Below are 18,965 nucleotides of genomic sequence, written 5' to 3'. Positions count from 1 at the left end.
CGGTGATGGCTGTGTCGCTGAGGTTTAGGCGGCGATGCGCAGGTTTTGCAGGACGATTGGGCGAGCCCAGCCGTTATCGAAATCGAGTTGTTTCTGTTGTTCCACCAGCTCTTCGGGCGAGAACGGCGGGAATGGCTTGTCCAGCAGATGGAGTTCGAACTCGGCGATCGGCAGGTGCAATGGACGCGGTTGTGGTGCCGGACCGGCTGCTGGCACAGGTTGACCGGCGGCCAGCACGATCGGGCGAACCCAACCACTTTCGAAGTGCTGTTGTTGCTGTTGCGCGACGATTTCTTCTGCCGGGAACGGAGGGAACGGTTTGTCGGCCAGGTCCATTTCGAACTCGGCAATCGGCAGGAACAGTGGCTCGGGAGGGCGAACTGCGGTTTCCTTCACGTCACATTCACGCTGGGAAACGATGTGCGCCAGCAGTTCGCTGCCCACCGTCGGTTCGACCGGGCTATCGAGATCGACCGGTGGAAAGTCGAGAGAAGCCGGCACCCCATCGCTCGACTGATCGGCCAGCGCCCGGGCAAAAAAATCTTGCCAGTGGTGGCTAACACCGCTCAGTGCTTGGCTATTTCGCAGGCGGTAATCGCCGTAGGGCGAGATAAAACCTGTGATTGTGGGTTGAAAGTCTGACATTTCTCTCGGTCGACGCTGAGGTCTGGCAAAATGCTCGATAGTTTTGTTATCGGCCGTTTTTGCCGATCATTAATTTTTTTGAGCGTGTTTTCCCATGATTGAGCCACCTGCGGCCTGCCGCATCCATGTCGAGGCCTCGGCCCCGGCGTTTCAGCCACAAGCCGAGCAATGGGCCGAGCGCCTGGGTTTGCCTATGCACGTAGCTGACGGCGAGTTTGCCTTGCAAGTGGGCGAGCAGGGCTTGCAGCTGCAACAGCTGGGTGCTGATGCGCCAGGGCCGGTGCGGGTGGACTTTGTCGAAGGCGGCGCAGCCCATCGCCGGTTATTCGGTGGCGGCACGGGGCAAATGATCGCCAAGGCGGTTGGCATCGCGCAGGGTGTGCGTCCGCGTGTGCTGGATGCCACGGCAGGGCTGGGCAAAGATGCGTTCGTGCTGGCGAGCCTGGGCTGTGAGATGAGCCTGATCGAACGTCAGCCCTTGATCGGTGCCTTGCTTGAAGATGGCCTGGCCCGAGCCGCGGAAGACTTCGACGTGGCGCCGATCGTGGCGCGGATGCATTTGCTCAAGGGCAACTCAATCGAGTTGATGCGTAACTGGGAAGGCGAGCCGCCGCAGGTGATCTACCTGGACCCCATGTTTCCCCACCGTGAGAAAACGGCGCTAGTGAAGAAGGAAATGCGCCTGTTCCGGCCGTTGGTAGGCGATGACCCGGACGCCCCGGCACTGCTTGAAGCGGCATTGGCACTGGCCAGTCACCGGGTGGTGGTCAAGCGGCCGCGCAAGGCGCCGTGCATTGAGGGGCCAAAGCCGAGTCATGCGCTGGATGGGAAATCCAGTCGGTATGATATTTACCCGAAGAAAGCGTTGAAGCCCTGAAAGATCGCAGCCTTCGGCAGCTCCTACAGATCGAACGCAACCCCCCTGTAGGAGCTGCCGAAGGCTGCGATCTTTTCAGCACCGGCACAATTTCCCCGGGAATTACGCCCGATAAGCCCGCATAAACAACCCCACCACTTCCTGCACATGGCTCTCGGCCGCCTCCCCGGTCAATGGCTCGCCGCAACCATAAAGCAACCGAAAATTCCCCGCGCCCTTGAGCAGGCAGAAGAAATGCTCGGCCGCATTGCGTGGCTTATCGATGTGCAACGCGCCGCTCTGATCAACTTTGGCCAGCAGCCGCTCCATGCCATGCAGCATGCGCTCCGGCCCGGCCTCGAAGAATATTTGTGAGAGTTTCGGGTCCTGGCTGCCCAGCGTCATCATCAGCCGATGCAGGTTCACCGATTCGTCGCTGTTGATCAGGTGATGAAAGCCGCGCGCGATGTTCAGCAGCACCGTTTCTACCGCAATGCCGTCCGGCAATTCAAACAACAGCGTAGGCAACTGCTCTTCGCACGTGGCGACGACGGCGGTGGAGAACAGCGTCTCCTTGTCGTTGAAATGGCTGTAGACGGTCAGCTTCGACACACCCGCTTCGGCCGCCACGGCGTCCATGCTGGTGTTCGCATAACCATTGCTCAGAAACAGAATTTTCGCCGCATCGAGGATGGCTTGGCGCTTGGCCAGATCCTTGGGGCGGCCCGGACCATTGGGTGCTGAAAGATTGTTCGTCATTCTTCGCTTTAATACTGGACTGGTGAGTTTGCTATTAATAACATACTGGTCAGTATAATTATTCCAAGCACCATTAGCGAAAGGTCCTTCACCATGTTCCGCTATGCCTTGCCCCTCGCATTGCCAGTCAGTCTGGCGTTTTTATTGTCTGCGTGTGGTCACGAAGAGGCGCCTCAAGTCACTGTTCGCCCGGCCATGGTGGTGCAGCCAGAGCCTTCGGCCCAGGCGATGGAAAGTTATCCCGGTGAAGTGCGGGCTCGCTATGAGCCGGATCTGGCATTTCGCATTGGCGGTAAAGTCAGCCGACGACTGGTCGAGGAAGGCCAGCGAGTCAAGGCTGAGCAGCCTCTGGCTGAACTCGATCCGCAAGACGTGCGCCTGCAACTGGAAGCCACCCGCGCTCAGGTTGCCGCTGCCGAAGCCAATTTGAACCTGGTTCGCGCCGAACGTGATCGCTACAAGACCCTGATGGACCGTCAGATGGTCAGCCGATCGCAGTACGACAATTCCGAAAACCTCTACCGATCCGGTGAAGCCCGGCTGAAGCAGATCAAGGCCGAGTTCAACGTCTCGACCAATCAGGCCAGCTACGCCGTGTTGCGCGCGCCTCAGGACGGCGTGGTGGCCAAACGTGCGGTCGAAGTCGGGCAAGTGGTGGCGGCGGGGCAAACGGTGTTTACCCTCGCCACCGATGGTGAGCGCGAAGTGTTGATAAGCCTGCCGGAGCAGAGTTTCGGGCGATTCAAAGTGGGGCAGCCGGTCTCGGTTGAACTCTGGACCCAGCCCGATCAACGTTTCGCCGGGCGCATTCGTGAGCTGTCGCCCGCCGCCGATCCAAAATCCCGCACCTTCGCCGCCCGCATCGCGTTCACCGCGGGTAAGGTGCCGGCCGAACTTGGCCAGAGCGCCCGAGTGTTCATCCAGACCGCTGACGCTGTGACGCTGTCGGTGCCGCTGTCTGCCGTCACCGCAGAAAACGGTGCCACCTACGTTTGGGTGCTTGGCGCCAACAACACCCTGAAAAAAGCCCCGGTCCGGGTCGGTCCATTCGGCGAGAAAACCGTACCGGTGCTCGAAGGCCTCAACGCCAGTGATTGGGTGGTGGCCGCCGGTGTCCATGTGCTTCATGACGGGCAGCAAGTGCGCCCGGTGGATCGCTCCAACCGCGTGGTCAATCTGGCGGACAAGGAGTAATCCCCGATGGGTTTCAATCTTTCCGAATGGGCGCTGCGTAACCGCCAGATCGTCCTGTTCCTGATGCTCTTGCTGGCCATCGTCGGCGCGCTTTCCTACACCAAGCTCGGCCAAAGCGAAGACCCGCCGTTCACCTTCAAGGCCATGGTGATCCGCACCAACTGGCCGGGAGCCACCGCCGAGGAGGTGTCGCGGCAGGTCAGCGAGCGCATCGAAAAGAAACTGATGGAAACCGGCGAGTACGAGCGCATCGTGTCGTTCTCTCGACCGGGCGAATCCCAGGTGACGTTCGTTGCTCGCGATTCCATGCACTCGGTGGACATCCCTGATCTCTGGTATCAGGTCCGCAAAAAAATCAGCGACATTCGTCAAACATTGCCACCGGGTATTCAGGGGCCATTCTTCAACGATGAATTCGGCACCACCTTCGGCAATATTTACGCGCTGACCGGGGACGGTTTTGATTACGCGGTGCTCAAGGACTACGCCGACCGCATCCAGATCCAGCTGCAGCGGGTCAAGGATGTGGGCAAAGTCGACCTGCTCGGCCTGCAGGACGAGAAGATCTGGATTGAACTCTCCAACGTCAAGCTCGCCACCCTCGGCTTGCCCTTGGCGGCTGTGCAACAAGCGCTGGAAGAGCAGAACGCGGTGTCCACGGCGGGCTTCTTTGAAACCACCAGTGAGCGTTTACAGCTACGGGTTTCGGGGAATTTTCAGACGGTCGACGAGATCAAGAACTTCCCGATTCGCGTCGGTGATCGTACGTTCCGTATCTCCGATGTCGCGAACGTCCGGCGTGGTTTCAACGATCCTCCCGCCCCACGCATGCGCTTCATGGCGGAAGACGCCATCGGTCTGGCGGTGGCCATGAAGGACGGTGGCGACATTCTGGTACTGGGCAAGGCGCTGGAAATCGAGTTCGACCGTATCCAGAAGAATCTCCCGGCCGGCATGCAGCTGCGCAAGGTCTCCGATCAACCAGCAGCGGTAAAAACAAGCGTCGGCGAGTTCGTCCAGGTGCTGGTAGAAGCGCTGGCAATCGTGTTGCTGGTGAGCTTTTTCTCCCTCGGCGTGCGCACCGGCATGGTGGTGGCGCTGGCGATTCCGCTGGTGTTGGCCATGACGTTCGCCTGCATGTATTACCTCGGCATTGGCCTGCACAAGATTTCCCTCGGTGCGCTGGTACTGGCGCTGGGCTTGCTGGTGGATGACGCGATCATCGCCGTGGAAATGATGGCGATCAAAATGGAGCAGGGCTTCGACCGCATCAAAGCCGCGAGCTATGCCTGGACCAGCACTGCGTTCCCGATGCTCACTGGCACATTGATCACCGCGGCCGGGTTCCTGCCGATTGCTACCGCGCAATCGGGCACCGGCGAATACACCCGTTCGATCTTTCAGGTGGTCACCATCGCATTGCTGGCGTCGTGGATTGCGGCCGTGGTTTTTGTGCCTTATCTGGGGGAAAAACTCCTGCCGGACCTGGCGAAAATTCATGCCGCCAAACACGGCACTGGCGCCGGCCAATCTGACCCTTACGGCACGCCGTTCTATCAACGCGTCAGAGGTTTGGTGGCGTGGTGTGTGCGCTGGCGCAAGACGGTGATCGTGCTGACGGTGGTGTTGTTCATCGCCTCCATCGTGTTGTTCCGTTTTGTGCCACAACAATTCTTCCCGGCCTCGGGGCGACTGGAATTGATGGTCGATTTGAAACTGGCCGAAGGTGCTTCTCTGAGCAACACCGCCGACGAGGTTAACCGGCTTGAAGGTTTGCTGAAGGATCATGCCGGCATCGACAATTACGTGGCCTACGTCGGCACCGGTTCGCCGCGCTTTTACCTGCCGCTGGATCAGCAACTTCCGGCAGCGAGCTTCGCCCAGTTTGTAGTCCTGGCCAAAACCATCGAGGACCGCGAAACCCTGCGCACGTGGCTGATCGAAACCCTCAACGAGCAATTCCCGGCGCTACGCTCTCGGGTTACGCGACTTGAAAATGGTCCGCCGGTTGGCTATCCGGTGCAGTTCCGGGTCACCGGGGAACACATCGAAGAAGTCCGCGCCCTGGCCCGTAAAGTGGCAGCCAAGGTTCGTGAGAATCCGCATGTGGTCAACGTCCACCTGGACTGGGAAGAACCGAGCAAAGTCGTTTATCTGAACGTTGACCAGGACCGCGCCCGAGCGCTCGGTGTCAGCACGGCGAACCTGTCGAAGTTTCTGCAAAGCTCCCTGACCGGTTCCAGCGTCAGCCAGTACCGTGAAGACAACGAGTTGATCGAGATCCTGTTGCGCGGCACCTTGCATGAACGTACCGAACTGTCGTTGCTGCCAAGCTTGGCGGTGCCAACCGACAACGGTCGCAGCGTGGCGCTGTCGCAGATCGCGACCCTGGAATACGGCTTTGAAGAGGGCATCATTTGGCACCGCAACCGCCTGCCGAATGTGACGGTCCGCGCCGACATCTATGGCAAGGAACAACCGGCGACCCTGGTGCAGCAAATCATGCCGACGCTGGACCCGATTCGGGCGGAATTGCCTGACGGTTATCTGCTGGAAGTCGGCGGCACCGTGGAAGACTCGGCCCGTGGTCAGAACTCGGTGAAGGCCGGCGTGCCGCTGTTTATCGTGGTGGTGCTGACATTGCTGATGCTGCAATTGCGCAGTTTCTCACGCACCCTGATGGTGTTTCTGACAGCGCCATTGGGGTTGATCGGTGTGACGCTGTTCCTGATGGTGTTCCGTCAGCCATTCGGTTTTGTGGCCATGCTCGGGACCATCGCCCTGTCGGGGATGATTATGCGCAACTCAGTGATTCTGGTGGATCAGATTGAGCAGGATATCGCGGCCGGGCTCAAGCCTTGGCAGGCGATTATTGAAGCCACGGTGCGGCGTTTTCGGCCGATTGTGTTGACGGCGCTTGCGGCGGTGCTGGCGATGATTCCGTTGTCGCGCAGTGTGTTTTTTGGGCCGATGGCGGTGGCGATCATGGGTGGGTTGATTGTGGCGACGGCGTTGACGCTTTTGTTCTTGCCAGCGTTGTATGCGGCTTGGTTTCGGGTCAAGGAAAAGTCGGTTTGATCTTTTAAGCGTGGCGGCCTTCGGGCCGACCAGGTTTTTGGGTGATTGAGTGCACATCCGTTGTTGCGGTAATGGCCGCTGGCGGTTTCGCCCTTACGGCGAGTCACTTGGAAGAGCCCCAAGTAACCAAGGGCTCTTGCCCCTTTCGTTCGGTGCCTCGCTGTGGCTCGGCATGCCCTCGCTCCGGTCCTGCTCCGTGGGCCCGCCGCGATCGGCCATCCATGGCCGTGCGCGGCTAACCCGGCATCCATGCCGGGTTGCCCACTGCGCAGAACCTCCACTCGGCCTCTCGAGGGGGCGGTGCGTCCAGATCAAAAGCTACAGGCGAGCTAACGCTCGGCCTGTTGAGTGCTGAGGAGCGAAGTGTGCACACCGATCTGCTTGTGCTTTTCTGTGGGAGCGAGCCTGCTCGCGAAGGCGGCCTGACAGCCGACCTGATCTTGCGGATGTACCCAATTCCTGTGGGAGCTGGCTTGCCTGCGATGGCGGCCTGACAGCCGACCTGATCTTGCGGATGTACCTAATTCCCTGTGGGAGCTGGCTTGCCTGCGATGGCGGCCTGACAGCCGACCTGATCTTGCGGCTGTACCCAATTCCTGTGGGAGCTGGCTTGCCTGCGAAGGCGGCCTGACAGCCGACCTGATCTTGCGGCTGTACCCAATTCCTGTGGGAGCTGGCTTGCCTGCGATGGCGGCCTGACAGCCGACCTGATCTTGCGGATGTACCTAATTCCCTGTGGGAGCGAGCCTGCTCGCGAAAGCGGCCCCACAGCCGACGATGTTTATCGCTCAACCAAACATTCAGAACCTTCCCACAACATTTTCAGGTTGTCCGTCGGAAGCACGATCTTTAGCCTGTGACCGTCGCTGCCAATTCAGCGACCGGGACTGCAAGCCCGAAATTTGTTAGGCGCAAATAGGCGCCGCATTCTAAAGAGATGTTGGTCGCTCCAATCGTTTTTAGGAGTTGCACCATGAGCTGCAAGTCAAAAAAACCTCCAGAGTCCGATCCCGCTAATCTAACGTCGAAAACGACATACCGTCCCTGTCCGATTTTCACCATCCGCCCCGGCGTCAATTCCGAAACCCTCCTGGTCCATGCCTACGAAACCCTTGCCTCCGCCAATGTGATGGCCACGGAGCTGTCCTCCAGCCTGACCGGCCCAACGTGCAATTTAGTGCTCGGTATTCAGCAGATGATTGTTCTGGCGCAACTATCGGTGAACCGGGTGCTGGATCAGTTTGATCCACAGCAATAGCCCAACGAAAAAGCCCGCTGAACCTGTAGAAGGTCAGCGGGCTTTTTGTGAATGACTGCAATGTCCGATGAGGCAGATCAAGTCATGGCCATTGTGACGAGCTTTGTTCCTACACCTATCTCGGACTTGTCTGATATTGAGACCTGGAGATTGAAGTGCTGTACTCACGACTCAGTTTCGTGAGTGTTTTGAGACGGCACTATGAAAAAACCACCCAAACTGAAAGGTCGGACGGACCCGGTATTCGACCTGTTGGGGAAGTCACCACACAAAGAACGCCTCGCGGACTACCTCGCCCTGCTCAAGCCGCTGGACGATCAGGGGCGCTATCTGCCTTTCGATGAGCTGCGCTATCGCTGGGAGCCCGGGCTGGATTCGACGCTATGCTGGGCATTGGTGAAGAAAGCCCGGACTGCACAGTATTCAACTCTTTTGCCTTTGGGCGAGCCTGTTGAGTGGGGCAACTTCGTGCTCACGCCGCTGGCACAAAAAGCTGTTTCTGCCGTCGATCGACAAACCACAACGGCTGCGCTGGAGTACATGACCAGTCAGATCGGCGAACATGCGCACTTCAGTTATCTGCTCAACGATTTGATCGAAGACGAAGCCATCAGTAGCAGCCAGCTCGAAGGCGCGGCGACCACCACGCAGGTGGCCAAAGACATGCTCAAGCGCAATCGCCTGCCGCGCACGCCGGATGAGCGAATGGTGATCGGCAATTACAAAATGATGAACTTCGCCTGGGAAAAGCGTTTTGACCCACTGAGTGTCGAGTTGATTTCAGCCATGCACCGGGTGGGCGTCGAAGGCATTGATGACGTGCAGTATTCGCCGGGAGCGTTCAGGGACAGCGATGATGTGGTGGTGCAGGACGGCGAGGGCAACACCGTTCATACACCGCCGCCCGCCGTGGGGGTGGTGTCACGATTGCGGGTGCTGTCGACGTGGATTAACCGGTCCCACAACGATCCCGATCAAGTGGATTACCTGCATCCGCTGATCAAAGGCATCGCACTGCATTTTGCGTTGGGTTATGAACATCCTTTCCGTGATGGCAATGGCCGGGTGGCGCGAGCACTGTTCTACTGGTTCATGTTCAAGAATGACTTCTCGGCCTTTCGTTACATTGCGATCAGCATTTTGCTACGCAACGCGCCGGTGAAATATGGGCGTTCTTATCTGAACGCTGAAGCTGATGAACTCGACCTGACGTATTTCATCGATTTCCAGTGTTCGGTCATCCTGCGGGCTGTCAGTGGTTTTACCGAGGCTTATCGGAAAAGTCTGGCGTATTCGGAGGGCTTTGATCGCTGGTTGTTGGCGTCCGGTTTTTTTGACCGATTGACCGAGAAGCAGCGAGCCGTATTCCAGGTGGCCAAGAGTGGGATGGCCAAGGAGTTTACGGCGGTCAACGTGAAGGAACATCTGGACTGCTCTTACAACACGGCGTCGGCGACCCTGAACGGGTTGGTCGAATTGAAGGTGTTCGAGAAAAGGAAGATGGGCAGGGAGTGGGTGTTTTTTCTAAGGCCTACATCGATCTGATCTATTGTGGGAGCGAGCTTGCTCGCGATAAGGGAGTGTCAGTCGACTCAACATTGCCTGACACGCCGCCATCGCGAGCAAGCTCGCTCCCACAGGTTCGGGTTCGAGCTCAGAGCGTACCAAACACCTTCTTCGCCAAACTGGTCGCCGCAGCCGCCGGGTTCTGGCGGATGGTTTCTTCCTGTTTGCCAATCATTTCGAACAAACCGTTCAACGCCTGTTCGGTCACGTAGTTTTCGATGTTGGCGTTCTTGGTATCCAGCACACCCATGGTCGCCGCTTGACCCGCGAACGTGTTGTATTGCTTGGCCAGGCCGACCTGGTCAGTGGCTTGCTTCACAATCGGCAGGAACTTCGCGCGGATCTGTTCGCGGCTGGTTTTGTTCAGGTATTGAGTGGCCGAGTCGTTGCCGCCGCTGAGGATGCCCTTGGCATCTTCCACACTCATCTTCTTCACTGCGTCCACGAGAATCGGCTGAGCCTGGGTCACGGCGGTTTCAGCGGCTTTGTTCATGCTGGCTTCCAGTTCGTCGACTTGATCGCCCATACCGAACTGTTTCATTTTGCTGGCGACCTTGCCAAGTTTGCCCGGCAAACCGATTTTCACGTCCGGGTTGTTGCTGAACCCGCCCGGTGTGCCGAGTTGTTTCACGGCCAGTTGTGCACCTTGGGTCAGGGCATCCTTGAGGCCGCCGGTGGCGTCCTTTTGTGACAAGTCACTGAGCGACAGGGCCAGGGCGCTGGCGGAGATCATCAAGCCTGCACACAGGCCGGCGAAGCGAAGGGTAGGGCGGAACATGTCGGCTTCCTTGTTCGAAAGTGGAGTTAGCGGGCGGCGGCGACGCGGATTTTCAGTGGCTGCGGGTCGCTGCCATCCAGTTGTACGGAGTGATGTTCGGTGGTGATGAACATCAGTTTGCCATTGACTTCGATGCGCGCGCTGACGGAGTAGCGATGGCCGGGTTTGACCTGCGCTGGATCGTAGCTCAGATGAAAGGGCAGTGGCACCTGGCTTTTGACTGGGCCTGTTTGCTTGTCGAGCACCACGGCAGGCGCGTCGGCAAGAGAGACGTCCTGCAAGCTGACGCTCAAGGTGGCGGTCGGCGGCAGGGCGATGCGTTGCAAGTAGAAGACTTCGCCATCGAGGCTGTGTTTAGCGGCAGGCTGCATCGACTGACAGGCGCCCAGCAAAGCGGCCATGGCCAATAGAGATAGTTTTTTCATCGGTGATCTCTATTTAATGTGGGAGCGACGGTGCGGCGATCCGACCTGCTCGCGAAAGCGGTGTGTCAGTCAACATCATCGCTATTTGACACACCGCTTTCGCGAGCAGGCTCGCTCCCACAGGTTTTTGCATCAGGTTTCGGGTTTTGTTGCGACCTGATCCGCCGCATCTTCACTGCGATGCAACGCCACCTGCCGAATCGACAAGCGAATCTCCGCTGGCAAGACCCGCTTGGCGGCGCCTTCGGCCAGTTCGCCGAGCAGTTCGTGGTAGCTCAGCTTGCCGGCTTCATCGCGCTTGAGCACGTCAAGGTCGAGCATTGTCTGGATGAAATGGCGGAACAGGCTCTTGTCGAAGAACTCCGGAGCGTTCAGGCCATGCAGGATCGACAGGCGCTGGGCCATGACCGTGCACAGGTCTTCCAGTTCTTCGGCGCTGATGCTGTTCTGGCCGCTGTTGAGCAGCAGGGACACGGTCATGTAGAAGCGTTGCAGGGTCTGCGCGATGCTTTTCGACAGCAGCGTCAGCAGCACAAAATGCCGCGAGCTTGGCGCCGGGCGCAGGAAGACCTCATTCTCGAATCGCAGCAAACCTTGCTCGACGAATGCTTCGAGCCATTGGTCGATCACCGCATCCAGTTCGTCCAGTGACCAGCGAATAAACAGCTCCGATTGCAGGTACGGATAGAGCGCGCGGGTGTAGCGCAGGATCTGCTCGCGGCTCATGCGTGACGCACTCTGGAAGAAGCTCGCCAACAACGCCGGCAGGGCGAAGATGTGCAAAACGTTGTTGCGGTAGTAAGTCATCAGGACGGCGTTTTGCTCGTCCAGGTACAGAATCTTGCCCAGGGCATCACTCTGCTCGGACAGCAAATCCATGTCCTTCACGTGCTCGATCAGTGCTCGGGCGTCACCTTCCGGCAACGTGGTGTGCGGCGAATACGGTACTTTGCGCAACAGCGCCAGATACAGGTCCAGCACCCGCACCATGGCGCGATCGTCCAGTGCCAAACGGCTGGTGGACAGCAACGCCAGCGCCACCAGGTTGACCGGATTGATGGCCGCTGCTTCGTTCAGATGTTGCGCGACTTTCTCGCCGAGACGGTTGGTGGTTTCGTTGAGCCAGGCTGGTTTGAATTGCGGGCCGAGTTCCTGTTGGCGCCAGTCCGGCTGTTCGCTGTCGAGGAACTCCGCCAGTTTGATCGGCTCACCGAAATTCACCGCCACTTGGCCGAAACGCTGTTTGAGGGCACCGATGACCTTGAAGATGTCGAAGATCGATTCTTTCTTCTTGCTCGCGCCACGCAGTTCGCCGAGGTAGGTCCGGCCTTCCAGTACGCGCTCATAACCGATGTACACCGGCACGAAGACGATGGGCATGCGCGACGAGCGCAGGAAACTGCGCAGGGTGATCGCCAGCATCCCGGTTTTAGGTTGCAGCATGCGCCCGGTGCGGGAACGGCCGCCCTCGACGAAGTACTCCACCGGGAAGCCTTTGGTGAACAGGGTGTGCAGGTATTCGTTGAACACTGAGGTGTAGAGCGGGTTGCCCTTGAAGGTGCGACGCATGAAGAACGCACCGCCGCGTCGCAGCAGGCTGCCGATCACCGGCATGTTCAGATTGATGCCGGCGGCAACGTGCGGCGGGGTCAGGCCGTTGCGGAACAGCAGGTACGAGAGCAGCAGGTAATCGATGTGACTGCGGTGGCATGGCACATAGATCACTTCGTGACCCTGAGCGACGTTCTGCACACCTTCGATGTGGTTGACCTTGATCCCGTCGTAGATTTTATTCCAGAACCAGCTCAGCACCACTTCCAGAAAACGGATCGCGGTGTAGGTGTAGTCCGACGCGATCTCGTTGCCATAGCGCAGGGCCTGGGCCTTGGCTTTCTCCGGGGACATGTTCTCACGCTCGGCTTCGTCGAGGATCGCCTGCTTGACCAGCGGCTGATTGAGCAGGCCTTTGACCAGGTTGCGACGGTGGGAAATGTCCGGGCCGATGACGGCGGCTTTCAGATTGCGAAAGTGCACCCGCAGAATTCGCTGGGCCATGCGCACGGTGCGCTCGTGGCCTTTGTTGTGGTCGATCAGTTCCCGCAGATGAATCGGCGCGGAGAACTGCACGCGGGTTTTTCGGCCCAGCACGATGATGCTCAGCAACCGACGCAGACGTCCGGTGACCGCCCAGCTATCGGCGAAGAGCAATTTCCACGGGCTCGATTCGCTGTCGGGCGACTGGCCCCAGAACACACTGACCGGAATGATCTGCGCGTCTTCGGCGCCGTTCTGGCTCAGGGCGCTGACCAGGCGAGTCAGGGTCGGCGGCGCGCCACGCTTGTCCTGGCGACCAAGCCAATCGGGCTCCGGCGTCAGGTAGAAGAAGGCGGCGGGCTCCAGCAGATTGCCGACCGACACTGGCAACACCGGGCGGGGCAGACCGGCCTTGCTGCATTCGGTGTCGACCACGGCGAGGTCAGTCAGGGAAGGGTTTTGCAGGACGTAGAACACCGGACGACTGCGGTCGAGGTTGAGGGTGAACGACGACTGGTTGATCGTCTCTGAGCGAACCCAGAGATAGAGCAGTCGGCGCAGGGTGCCAAACACCAGACGGCGGAACGGGGAACGGGTCATACGGCTTCTGCATGAGTGAATAAAACCGAGCGTTTGCTCGGGCGGTCGATAGTGTGCCGTATTCGCTGAAAATCGGCAAAAAGGCGGCTAAGTAAAGTGAGTTGAGAGTTTTGACGGCTGTCATATACTCGGCCGTTCAAAATAAAAATAAGGGGGGTACTGATTCATGGCTACGCGCGAAACCGGCAACGTGAAGTGGTTCAACGACGCCAAGGGCTACGGCTTCATTCAGCGCGAGGACGGGGTAGACGTGTTCGTGCACTACCGCGCGATTCGCGGCGAAGGGCATCGTTCGCTGGCGGAAGGTCAGCAGGTTGAATATGCCGTGGTGACGGGCGAGAAGGGCTTGCAGGCTGAGGATGTGGTGGGCTTGTAAACCCAGACTTCAGATCACACAGAAACACTGTGGGAGCGGGCTTGCTCGCGAATGCGGTGTATCAGTCGACATTAACGTTGACTGATACACCGCATTCGCGAGCAAGCCCGCTCCCACAATTTGGTTAAGCTGTTTTCCAGGTGATTTCTTCTTCACCATCAGCGCTGATCCGCATCCAGCGATCCGCCGTCTCTTCACCTTCTTCCTCAACCCACGTACCCGGTGCACAACGCACTTCGACATTCAGCGCGGCAAAGGCAGCGCGGGCGCAAGCGATGTCGTCTTCCCAAGGGGTCTGGTCGCTTTCCAGGTACAGGCTGTTCCATTTGCCTACGGCTTTTGGCAGCCAGGTCACCGGCACGTTGCCGGCCTTGCACTTGTAGGTCTGACCTTTCTGAACCCAGTCGGTGCATGGGCCCAAAGCCGCGCCGAGCCAGGTGGAAATGGCCTTGTAGTCGACGTCGGCGTCTTTCAGGTAAATCTCGATATCGGGTTGGCGCATGGATGTCCTCACTGCGGGTCTGAAAAATCCATTCGCGGATTTAGCCGGTCTCAAGCCGTTGCTCAAGACCAAAAATTATTGAAGTACGAAATAATCGTAGCGCATTGAAACAGTGACCTCGAACGGCTCAGTCTGTTCGATGACCGCCGCCCGGCGCTCGGCACTGGCGCGCCAGCCGTGGGGTGTCATGGCCAACAGGTTCGCACGGTCCTGACCCTTGTCCAGCGTCAGTTTGAATTCCAGGGTTTCGCTGTGTTGCAGCGCCATGCCTTCCGGCACCAGTGCCAGATGCTTGTCGTCGGTGTATTCACGGACTTCGTCGTACAGTCGCTCGCGCAATTCCATCAGATGGCCGCTGGTCGGCCCGACTTTCATCAAGCCGCCACCGGGGCTGAGCAAGCGTTTGGCTTCTTCCCAATCCAGCGGGCTGAAGACGCTGGCGAGGAACTGGCAACTGCCCGAGGCTAACGGCACCCGGGCCATGCTGGCGATCAACCAAGTCAACTGCGGGTTGCGTTTGCAGGCGCGTTTGACCGCTTCCCGGGAGATGTCCAGCGCGTAACCGTCCGCGCTTGGCAAGGCCTCGGCGATTTGCGCGGTGTAGTAACCCTCGCCACACCCGATGTCCAGCCAGCGTTGTGGCGCGTAGTGCGCGGCGAGTTCGGCCAGGCGCTTGGCCACCGGCGCGTAATGGCCGGCGTTCAAGAAGTCGCGACGGGCTTCGACCATCGCCAGGTTATCCCCAGGGTCGCGGCTGTTTTTGTGCTGCACCGGCAGCAGGTTCAGGTAACCCTGGCGCGCGCGGTCGAAACGATGCCCGGCGGGGCAGGCCACGCCGTTGTCTACCGCGTTCAGCGGTTCGCTGCAGATCGGGCAGGCCAGCATCAGGCGAGCAACTTGATCAGGGTCTGGTAGTAAATGTCGGTCAACACGTCGAGGTCAGCAGCCAGCACACGTTCGTTGACCTGGTGGATCGTCGCGTTGACCGGGCCCAGTTCAACCACTTGCGTGCCCATGGTCGCGATGAAGCGACCGTCGGAGGTGCCGCCGCTGGTGGAGGCTTTTGTTTCGCGACCGGTCACGTCCTTGATGCTGGAGGCCACGGCATCCAGCAGTGCGCCAGGCTCAGTGAGGAACGGCAGGCCGGACAAGGCCCAGTCGATGTGCCAGTCCAGGCCATGCTTGTCGAGGATGTCGGCGACGCGCTTTTGCAGGCCTTCGACGGTGGACTCGGTGGAGAAGCGGAAGTTGAACACCGCCACCAGATCACCCGGGATCACGTTGGTCGCGCCGGTGCCGGAATTGACGTTGGAGATCTGGAAGCTGGTCGGCGGGAAGAAATCGTTGCCGTGGTCCCAGTGCTCGGCGGCCAGTTCGGCCAGCGCCGGAGTGGCGAGGTGGATCGGGTTCTTTGCCAGGTGTGGATAAGCCACATGGCCTTGCACGCCGTGCACGGTCAGCTTGGCGCCGAGGGAGCCACGACGGCCGTTCTTGACCACGTCACCCACCAGCGTGGTGCTCGACGGTTCGCCGACGATGCACCAGTCCAGACGTTCCTTGCGGGCAGCGAGGCGTTCGACCACAGCCTTGGTGCCGTGATGCGCCGGGCCTTCTTCGTCGCTGGTGATCAGGAACGCCACTTTGCCCTTGTGATCCGGGTAGTCGGCGACAAAGCGCTCAGCGGCCACGGTCATTGCCGCAAGGCTGCCTTTCATGTCCGCCGCGCCACGGCCGCAGAGCATGCCGTGTTCGTCGATCACCGCGTTGAACGGATCGATCTGCCAGGCCGTCACCGGACCGGTCGGCACCACGTCGGTGTGACCGGCAAAGCACAGCACCGGACCGTCGTGTTTGCCGTGAGTGGCCCAGAAGTTATCCACATCTTCGATGCGCATCGGTTCCAGAGTGAAACCGGCATCGCCCAGGCGCTGCATCATCTGCTTCTGGCAATCGGCGTCGACCGGCGTCACGGATGGACGGCGGATCAGGTCGATGGCGAGTTGAAGGGTCGGCGAAAGGTCGGCGTGGGCCGTCATGTAAGACTCCGGAAACTGTCAATGTGTAGGAGCGAGCTTGCTCGCGATGGACGTTAACGATAACGCGTGCGATCTGAATAACCGCGTTGCCCTTGCGTTTCTCGCGAGCAAGCTCGCTCCTACAGGTATTGGGCTTGGCCCTTGAGCCAGGCCTGCAAAATGGCGGTTATCTTAAAGCAAAACGGCGGCCATTGGCCGCCGTTTAGTGCATCTGTGCTGATTTAGACAGCCGGTGCCGTTTCAGCCTCGGCCGCCGGTTTCGGCAGCGAAGACAGGAACGCCATGATCAGCGCCGCCAGGTACGGCAACGACTGCACCAGCAACATGGTCACCCAGAAGCGCATGTCGTTGCTCGGCAAACCATTCACCAGGAAGATCCCCAGCGCCGCGCCCCACAACAGCAACATGATGAACATTTCTTCGCGAGCCTCCGAAATCGCCACCCAGAAACCGTGGTTATCGGCGTTTTTCGGCGTGCGGAAGAACGGAATGCTGCTGGTGAAGAAGCCGTACAGCACCGCTTTGGCGATGGTGTGCGACAACGCCAGCCCGGCCAGTGCCGCGCAGAATGCATCCTTCAGGTTGACTCCGACCGCACGACGGTAGAGGAAGATGATCTTGCCGACCTTGAACACAAACAACGCCAATGGCGGGATTGCGAAAATCAGCAACGGCGGATCGACTCGCTGCGGCACGATGATCATCGCTGCCGACCACAACAAGGCGCCGACGGTGAAGAAGATGTTCATGCCATCCGCGACCCACGGCAACCAGCCTGCGAGGAAGTGGTAGCGCTGGCCACGGGTCAGCTCGGTGTCCTTGCCGCGCAGCAAACTGGCGGTGTGACGCTTGATGATCTGAATCGCCCCATAGGCCCAGCGGAAACGCTGTTTCTTGAAGTCGATAAAGGTATCGGGCATCAGGCCTTTGCCGTAGCTGGTGTGGTAATACGCCGCCGACAGACCTTTTTCGAATACGCGTAGACCCAACTCGGCGTCTTCACAGATACACCAATCGGCCCAGCCCAACTCTTCGAGCACCGAGCGCCGGGTCATGGTCATGGTGCCGTGCTGGATGATCGCATCACGGTCGTTACGGGTAACCATGCCGATGTGGAAGAAGCCTTTGTATTCCGCGTAGCAGAGCTTCTTGAAGGTGCTTTCGTTCTGATCGCGATAATCCTGTGGCGACTGCACCACGGCAATTTTCGGGTCGGCGAAATGCGGCACCATGTGCTTGAGCCAGTTCGGATCGACGCAGTAGTCCGAGTCGATCACGGCAATCACTTCGGCGTCCTTGGCGGTGTGCGGAATCAGGTAATTCAGCGCGCCACCCTTGAAACCGGCCAACGGTGCAACGTGGAAGAACTTGAAGCGTGGGCCGAGGGTTTCGCAATAATCGCGCACCGGTTCCCAGACCGCCGGGTCCTTGGTGTTGTTATCGATGATCAGGACTTCGAAGTCCGGATAGTCGAGGTTGGCCAGTGCGTTGAGGGTCTGTTTGACCATCTCCGGCGGCTCGTTGTAACAAGGCACGTGAATCGAGACTTTCGGTCGGTAGTCCGACTCGCCCACCACCGGCAGGAATTCACGCCGACGTTTGTGGGTCCAGACCGCTTCGGCCAGTTCGTGGGCCTCGGTCAGCAGTACGATAAAGACCCCGAGTGCGCCAAGCGCCAGCAGGAAACCTACCGTCAGGCTGAACCAGGTGCTGTATTGCTGGCTGTAGTCGTAACCGATCCAGACCAATACCGAACCGCACAAGAAGGCGATAAAGGTCAGGAAGGTGCGGCCACGTTGGCGCAGGGCCGAGCCGTCGATCATCAGCAAGGTCAGGGACAGCAAGGCCAGCACCGCCGAACCAATGGCCAGCACGCGCCATTGCGGGATCGCCACAACCGGGCCTTCGAAGTTGAATTTCTGCTGACGCGCGGCGTTGAACACGCCCCAGTAAGCACCCACCGAACCTTCGTCACTGGCCTTCCACGGTTGGTCGAACGCTTCGATCACGAAGTAGTTGAAGCCTTGGCGGTTGAGCTTGTTAACCAATGTGCGCAGGTAGATCGCCTGATCCGCCGGGCTCGCATCGGTGCCGCCACGCATGCGGCCGTTGCTCGGCCAGCCAACCTCCGAGAGAAGCAGTGGCTTTTTCGGGAACATCTTTTTCAGGTCGCGGGCGCGGTCGAGTACGAACTGACCGGCCTTGTCCACCGGGATGAACTCCCAGTAAGGCAAAACGTGCGCGGCAATCAGGTCGACGTGCTTGGCCAGTTCCGGGTGTTCTTCCCAGACGTGCCACTGCTCGGACGTGGTCACCGGCACTTTCACGGCGGCGCGAACGCGATCCAGGATCACACTCAGTTGCGCGGCGGTAATTTCCTTACGGAAGATCGCCTCGTTACCGACCACCACGCGAACCACGCTGCGGGACGTGTTGGCCAGTTCGATGGCGCGCAGAATCTCGCGCTCATTGCGTTCCTGGTCCGGGCTGATCCAGATACCGAGGGTGACCCGCAGGCCGAACTCTTCCGCCAGTTTGGGAATGTCCTCCAGCGTACCGTCGACCGAGTAAGTACGGATGTTGTCCGTCAACTTGCTCATGATTTCCAGATCGCGACGCATCTCATCGTCGGTCGGGTACTGCTCTTTCTGTGGGTACTGGCCTTGCTGGAACGGCGAGTACGAAAAGCCGGAGATCTGTTCTGGCCAGTTAGGGGCGGCGACCGGGCGATTGATCAGCGCCCAGAAGCCGGTAAACAAGGCTGCGATGGCGAGCACCACGACCAGGTTGAGTCCAAATTTACGCGATGACATAGCTATTTCGGGTTCCAAAGGCTGTGGAACGAAGGAACGGTTGGC

15 protein-coding genes are annotated in these 18,965 nt (G+C 59.2%); 6 read left to right on the top strand and 9 right to left on the bottom strand.

Going from position 1 to position 18,965, the window contains the following annotated elements; all coding sequences use genetic code 11:
• Positions 1-24: 24 nt before the first annotated feature.
• Positions 25-645: an energy transducer TonB gene (locus tag JFU37_RS06995; protein WP_201114426.1), complete on the bottom strand. Its 621-nt coding sequence runs from the start codon at positions 643-645 to the stop codon at positions 25-27.
• 94 nt (positions 646-739) lie between these two features.
• Between JFU37_RS06995 and JFU37_RS06990 the strand changes: the two genes are divergently transcribed.
• Positions 740-1,522, top strand: coding sequence for a class I SAM-dependent methyltransferase (locus JFU37_RS06990; protein WP_207201388.1), 783 nt, complete (start codon positions 740-742; stop codon positions 1,520-1,522).
• A gap of 102 nt (positions 1,523-1,624) precedes the next feature.
• Here JFU37_RS06990 and JFU37_RS06985 read toward each other — a convergent pair whose 3' ends face one another.
• Positions 1,625-2,260 carry a TetR/AcrR family transcriptional regulator gene (locus JFU37_RS06985; protein WP_201114424.1) on the bottom strand — a complete coding sequence of 212 codons (636 nt, stop codon included), beginning with the start codon at positions 2,258-2,260 and terminating at the stop codon, positions 1,625-1,627.
• 93 nt (positions 2,261-2,353) lie between these two features.
• On the opposite strand from JFU37_RS06985, the gene JFU37_RS06980 reads away from it, so the two are divergent.
• From JFU37_RS06980 to JFU37_RS06965, 4 genes are all read left to right on the top strand, one after another.
• Complete coding sequence (locus tag JFU37_RS06980; protein ID WP_201114422.1) at positions 2,354-3,454, top strand: efflux RND transporter periplasmic adaptor subunit; 1,101 nt, start codon at positions 2,354-2,356, stop codon at positions 3,452-3,454.
• 6 nt (positions 3,455-3,460) lie between these two features.
• Positions 3,461-6,532 carry an efflux RND transporter permease subunit gene (locus JFU37_RS06975; RefSeq protein ID WP_201114420.1) on the top strand — a complete coding sequence of 1,024 codons (3,072 nt, stop codon included), beginning with the start codon at positions 3,461-3,463 and terminating at the stop codon, positions 6,530-6,532.
• Positions 6,533-7,505: 973 nt separating this feature from the next.
• A complete protein-coding gene (locus JFU37_RS06970) occupies positions 7,506-7,790 on the top strand; it encodes a DUF6124 family protein (RefSeq protein WP_201114418.1) in 285 nt (94 codons plus the stop codon).
• Positions 7,791-7,991: 201 nt separating this feature from the next.
• A complete protein-coding gene (locus JFU37_RS06965) occupies positions 7,992-9,335 on the top strand; it encodes a Fic family protein (RefSeq protein ID WP_201114416.1) in 1,344 nt (447 codons plus the stop codon).
• A gap of 109 nt (positions 9,336-9,444) precedes the next feature.
• Here the strand turns inward: JFU37_RS06965 and JFU37_RS06960 are convergent, their stop codons facing one another.
• The 3 genes from JFU37_RS06960 to plsB all read right to left on the bottom strand — a co-directional run bounded on the left by JFU37_RS06960 (position 9,445) and on the right by plsB (position 13,193).
• Complete coding sequence (locus tag JFU37_RS06960) at positions 9,445-10,134, bottom strand: DUF4197 domain-containing protein (RefSeq protein ID WP_201114414.1); 690 nt, start codon at positions 10,132-10,134, stop codon at positions 9,445-9,447.
• A 26-nt stretch (positions 10,135-10,160) separates the two neighbouring features.
• Positions 10,161-10,559 (bottom strand): YbaY family lipoprotein, encoded by a 399-nt coding sequence (locus JFU37_RS06955; RefSeq protein ID WP_201114401.1) that lies wholly within the window; start codon positions 10,557-10,559, stop codon positions 10,161-10,163.
• Between the two features lie 132 nt (positions 10,560-10,691).
• On the bottom strand, positions 10,692-13,193 hold the full coding sequence (plsB, locus tag JFU37_RS06950) for a glycerol-3-phosphate 1-O-acyltransferase PlsB (protein WP_201114399.1): 2,502 nt from the start codon (positions 13,191-13,193) through the stop codon (positions 10,692-10,694).
• Positions 13,194-13,359: 166 nt separating this feature from the next.
• Here plsB and JFU37_RS06945 point away from each other — a divergent pair, with 166 nt between their 5' ends.
• Complete coding sequence (locus JFU37_RS06945) at positions 13,360-13,569, top strand: cold-shock protein (RefSeq protein WP_010462862.1); 210 nt, start codon at positions 13,360-13,362, stop codon at positions 13,567-13,569.
• A gap of 124 nt (positions 13,570-13,693) precedes the next feature.
• Here the strand turns inward: JFU37_RS06945 and JFU37_RS06940 are convergent, their stop codons facing one another.
• The 4 genes from JFU37_RS06940 to JFU37_RS06925 form a co-directional block, all read right to left on the bottom strand.
• Complete coding sequence (locus JFU37_RS06940) at positions 13,694-14,071, bottom strand: hypothetical protein (RefSeq protein WP_201114383.1); 378 nt, start codon at positions 14,069-14,071, stop codon at positions 13,694-13,696.
• Positions 14,072-14,146: 75 nt separating this feature from the next.
• Positions 14,147-14,956: a putative RNA methyltransferase gene (locus JFU37_RS06935; RefSeq protein WP_201114381.1), complete on the bottom strand. Its 810-nt coding sequence runs from the start codon at positions 14,954-14,956 to the stop codon at positions 14,147-14,149.
• Complete coding sequence (gene dapE, locus JFU37_RS06930) at positions 14,956-16,107, bottom strand: succinyl-diaminopimelate desuccinylase (RefSeq protein WP_201114379.1); 1,152 nt, start codon at positions 16,105-16,107, stop codon at positions 14,956-14,958. Before dapE ends, JFU37_RS06935 begins: the two co-directional genes overlap by 1 nt.
• 221 nt (positions 16,108-16,328) lie before the next feature.
• The gene (locus tag JFU37_RS06925) at positions 16,329-18,920 is read right to left on the bottom strand and encodes a glycosyltransferase (RefSeq protein ID WP_201114371.1); all 2,592 of its coding nucleotides are present in this window, start codon (positions 18,918-18,920) and stop codon (positions 16,329-16,331) included.
• Between the last annotated feature and the right edge of the window lie 45 nt (positions 18,921-18,965).

This window comes from Pseudomonas sp. TH41 (genome assembly GCF_016650695.1).
Lineage (GTDB): Bacteria > Pseudomonadota > Gammaproteobacteria > Pseudomonadales > Pseudomonadaceae > Aquipseudomonas.
Note: the sequence above shows the minus strand (reverse complement) of the source record. Positions and strands in the feature narration are given on the sequence as shown.

What these genes read in the sequence shown, in the direction of transcription:
- JFU37_RS06995 (WP_201114426.1), bottom strand. Translation starts at nt 645, where the DNA reads ATGTCAGACTTTCAACCCACAATCACAGGTTTTATCTCGCCCTACGGC.
- JFU37_RS06990 (WP_207201388.1), top strand. Translation starts at nt 740, where the DNA reads ATGATTGAGCCACCTGCGGCCTGCCGCATCCATGTCGAGGCCTCGGCC.
- JFU37_RS06985 (WP_201114424.1), bottom strand. Translation starts at nt 2,260, where the DNA reads ATGACGAACAATCTTTCAGCACCCAATGGTCCGGGCCGCCCCAAGGAT.
- JFU37_RS06980 (WP_201114422.1), top strand. Translation starts at nt 2,354, where the DNA reads ATGTTCCGCTATGCCTTGCCCCTCGCATTGCCAGTCAGTCTGGCGTTT.
- JFU37_RS06975 (WP_201114420.1), top strand. Translation starts at nt 3,461, where the DNA reads ATGGGTTTCAATCTTTCCGAATGGGCGCTGCGTAACCGCCAGATCGTC.
- JFU37_RS06970 (WP_201114418.1), top strand. Translation starts at nt 7,506, where the DNA reads ATGAGCTGCAAGTCAAAAAAACCTCCAGAGTCCGATCCCGCTAATCTA.
- JFU37_RS06965 (WP_201114416.1), top strand. Translation starts at nt 7,992, where the DNA reads ATGAAAAAACCACCCAAACTGAAAGGTCGGACGGACCCGGTATTCGAC.
- JFU37_RS06960 (WP_201114414.1), bottom strand. Translation starts at nt 10,134, where the DNA reads ATGTTCCGCCCTACCCTTCGCTTCGCCGGCCTGTGTGCAGGCTTGATG.
- JFU37_RS06955 (WP_201114401.1), bottom strand. Translation starts at nt 10,559, where the DNA reads ATGAAAAAACTATCTCTATTGGCCATGGCCGCTTTGCTGGGCGCCTGT.
- plsB (WP_201114399.1), bottom strand. Translation starts at nt 13,193, where the DNA reads ATGACCCGTTCCCCGTTCCGCCGTCTGGTGTTTGGCACCCTGCGCCGA.
- JFU37_RS06945 (WP_010462862.1), top strand. Translation starts at nt 13,360, where the DNA reads ATGGCTACGCGCGAAACCGGCAACGTGAAGTGGTTCAACGACGCCAAG.
- JFU37_RS06940 (WP_201114383.1), bottom strand. Translation starts at nt 14,071, where the DNA reads ATGCGCCAACCCGATATCGAGATTTACCTGAAAGACGCCGACGTCGAC.
- JFU37_RS06935 (WP_201114381.1), bottom strand. Translation starts at nt 14,956, where the DNA reads ATGCTGGCCTGCCCGATCTGCAGCGAACCGCTGAACGCGGTAGACAAC.
- dapE (WP_201114379.1), bottom strand. Translation starts at nt 16,107, where the DNA reads ATGACGGCCCACGCCGACCTTTCGCCGACCCTTCAACTCGCCATCGAC.
- JFU37_RS06925 (WP_201114371.1), bottom strand. Translation starts at nt 18,920, where the DNA reads ATGTCATCGCGTAAATTTGGACTCAACCTGGTCGTGGTGCTCGCCATC.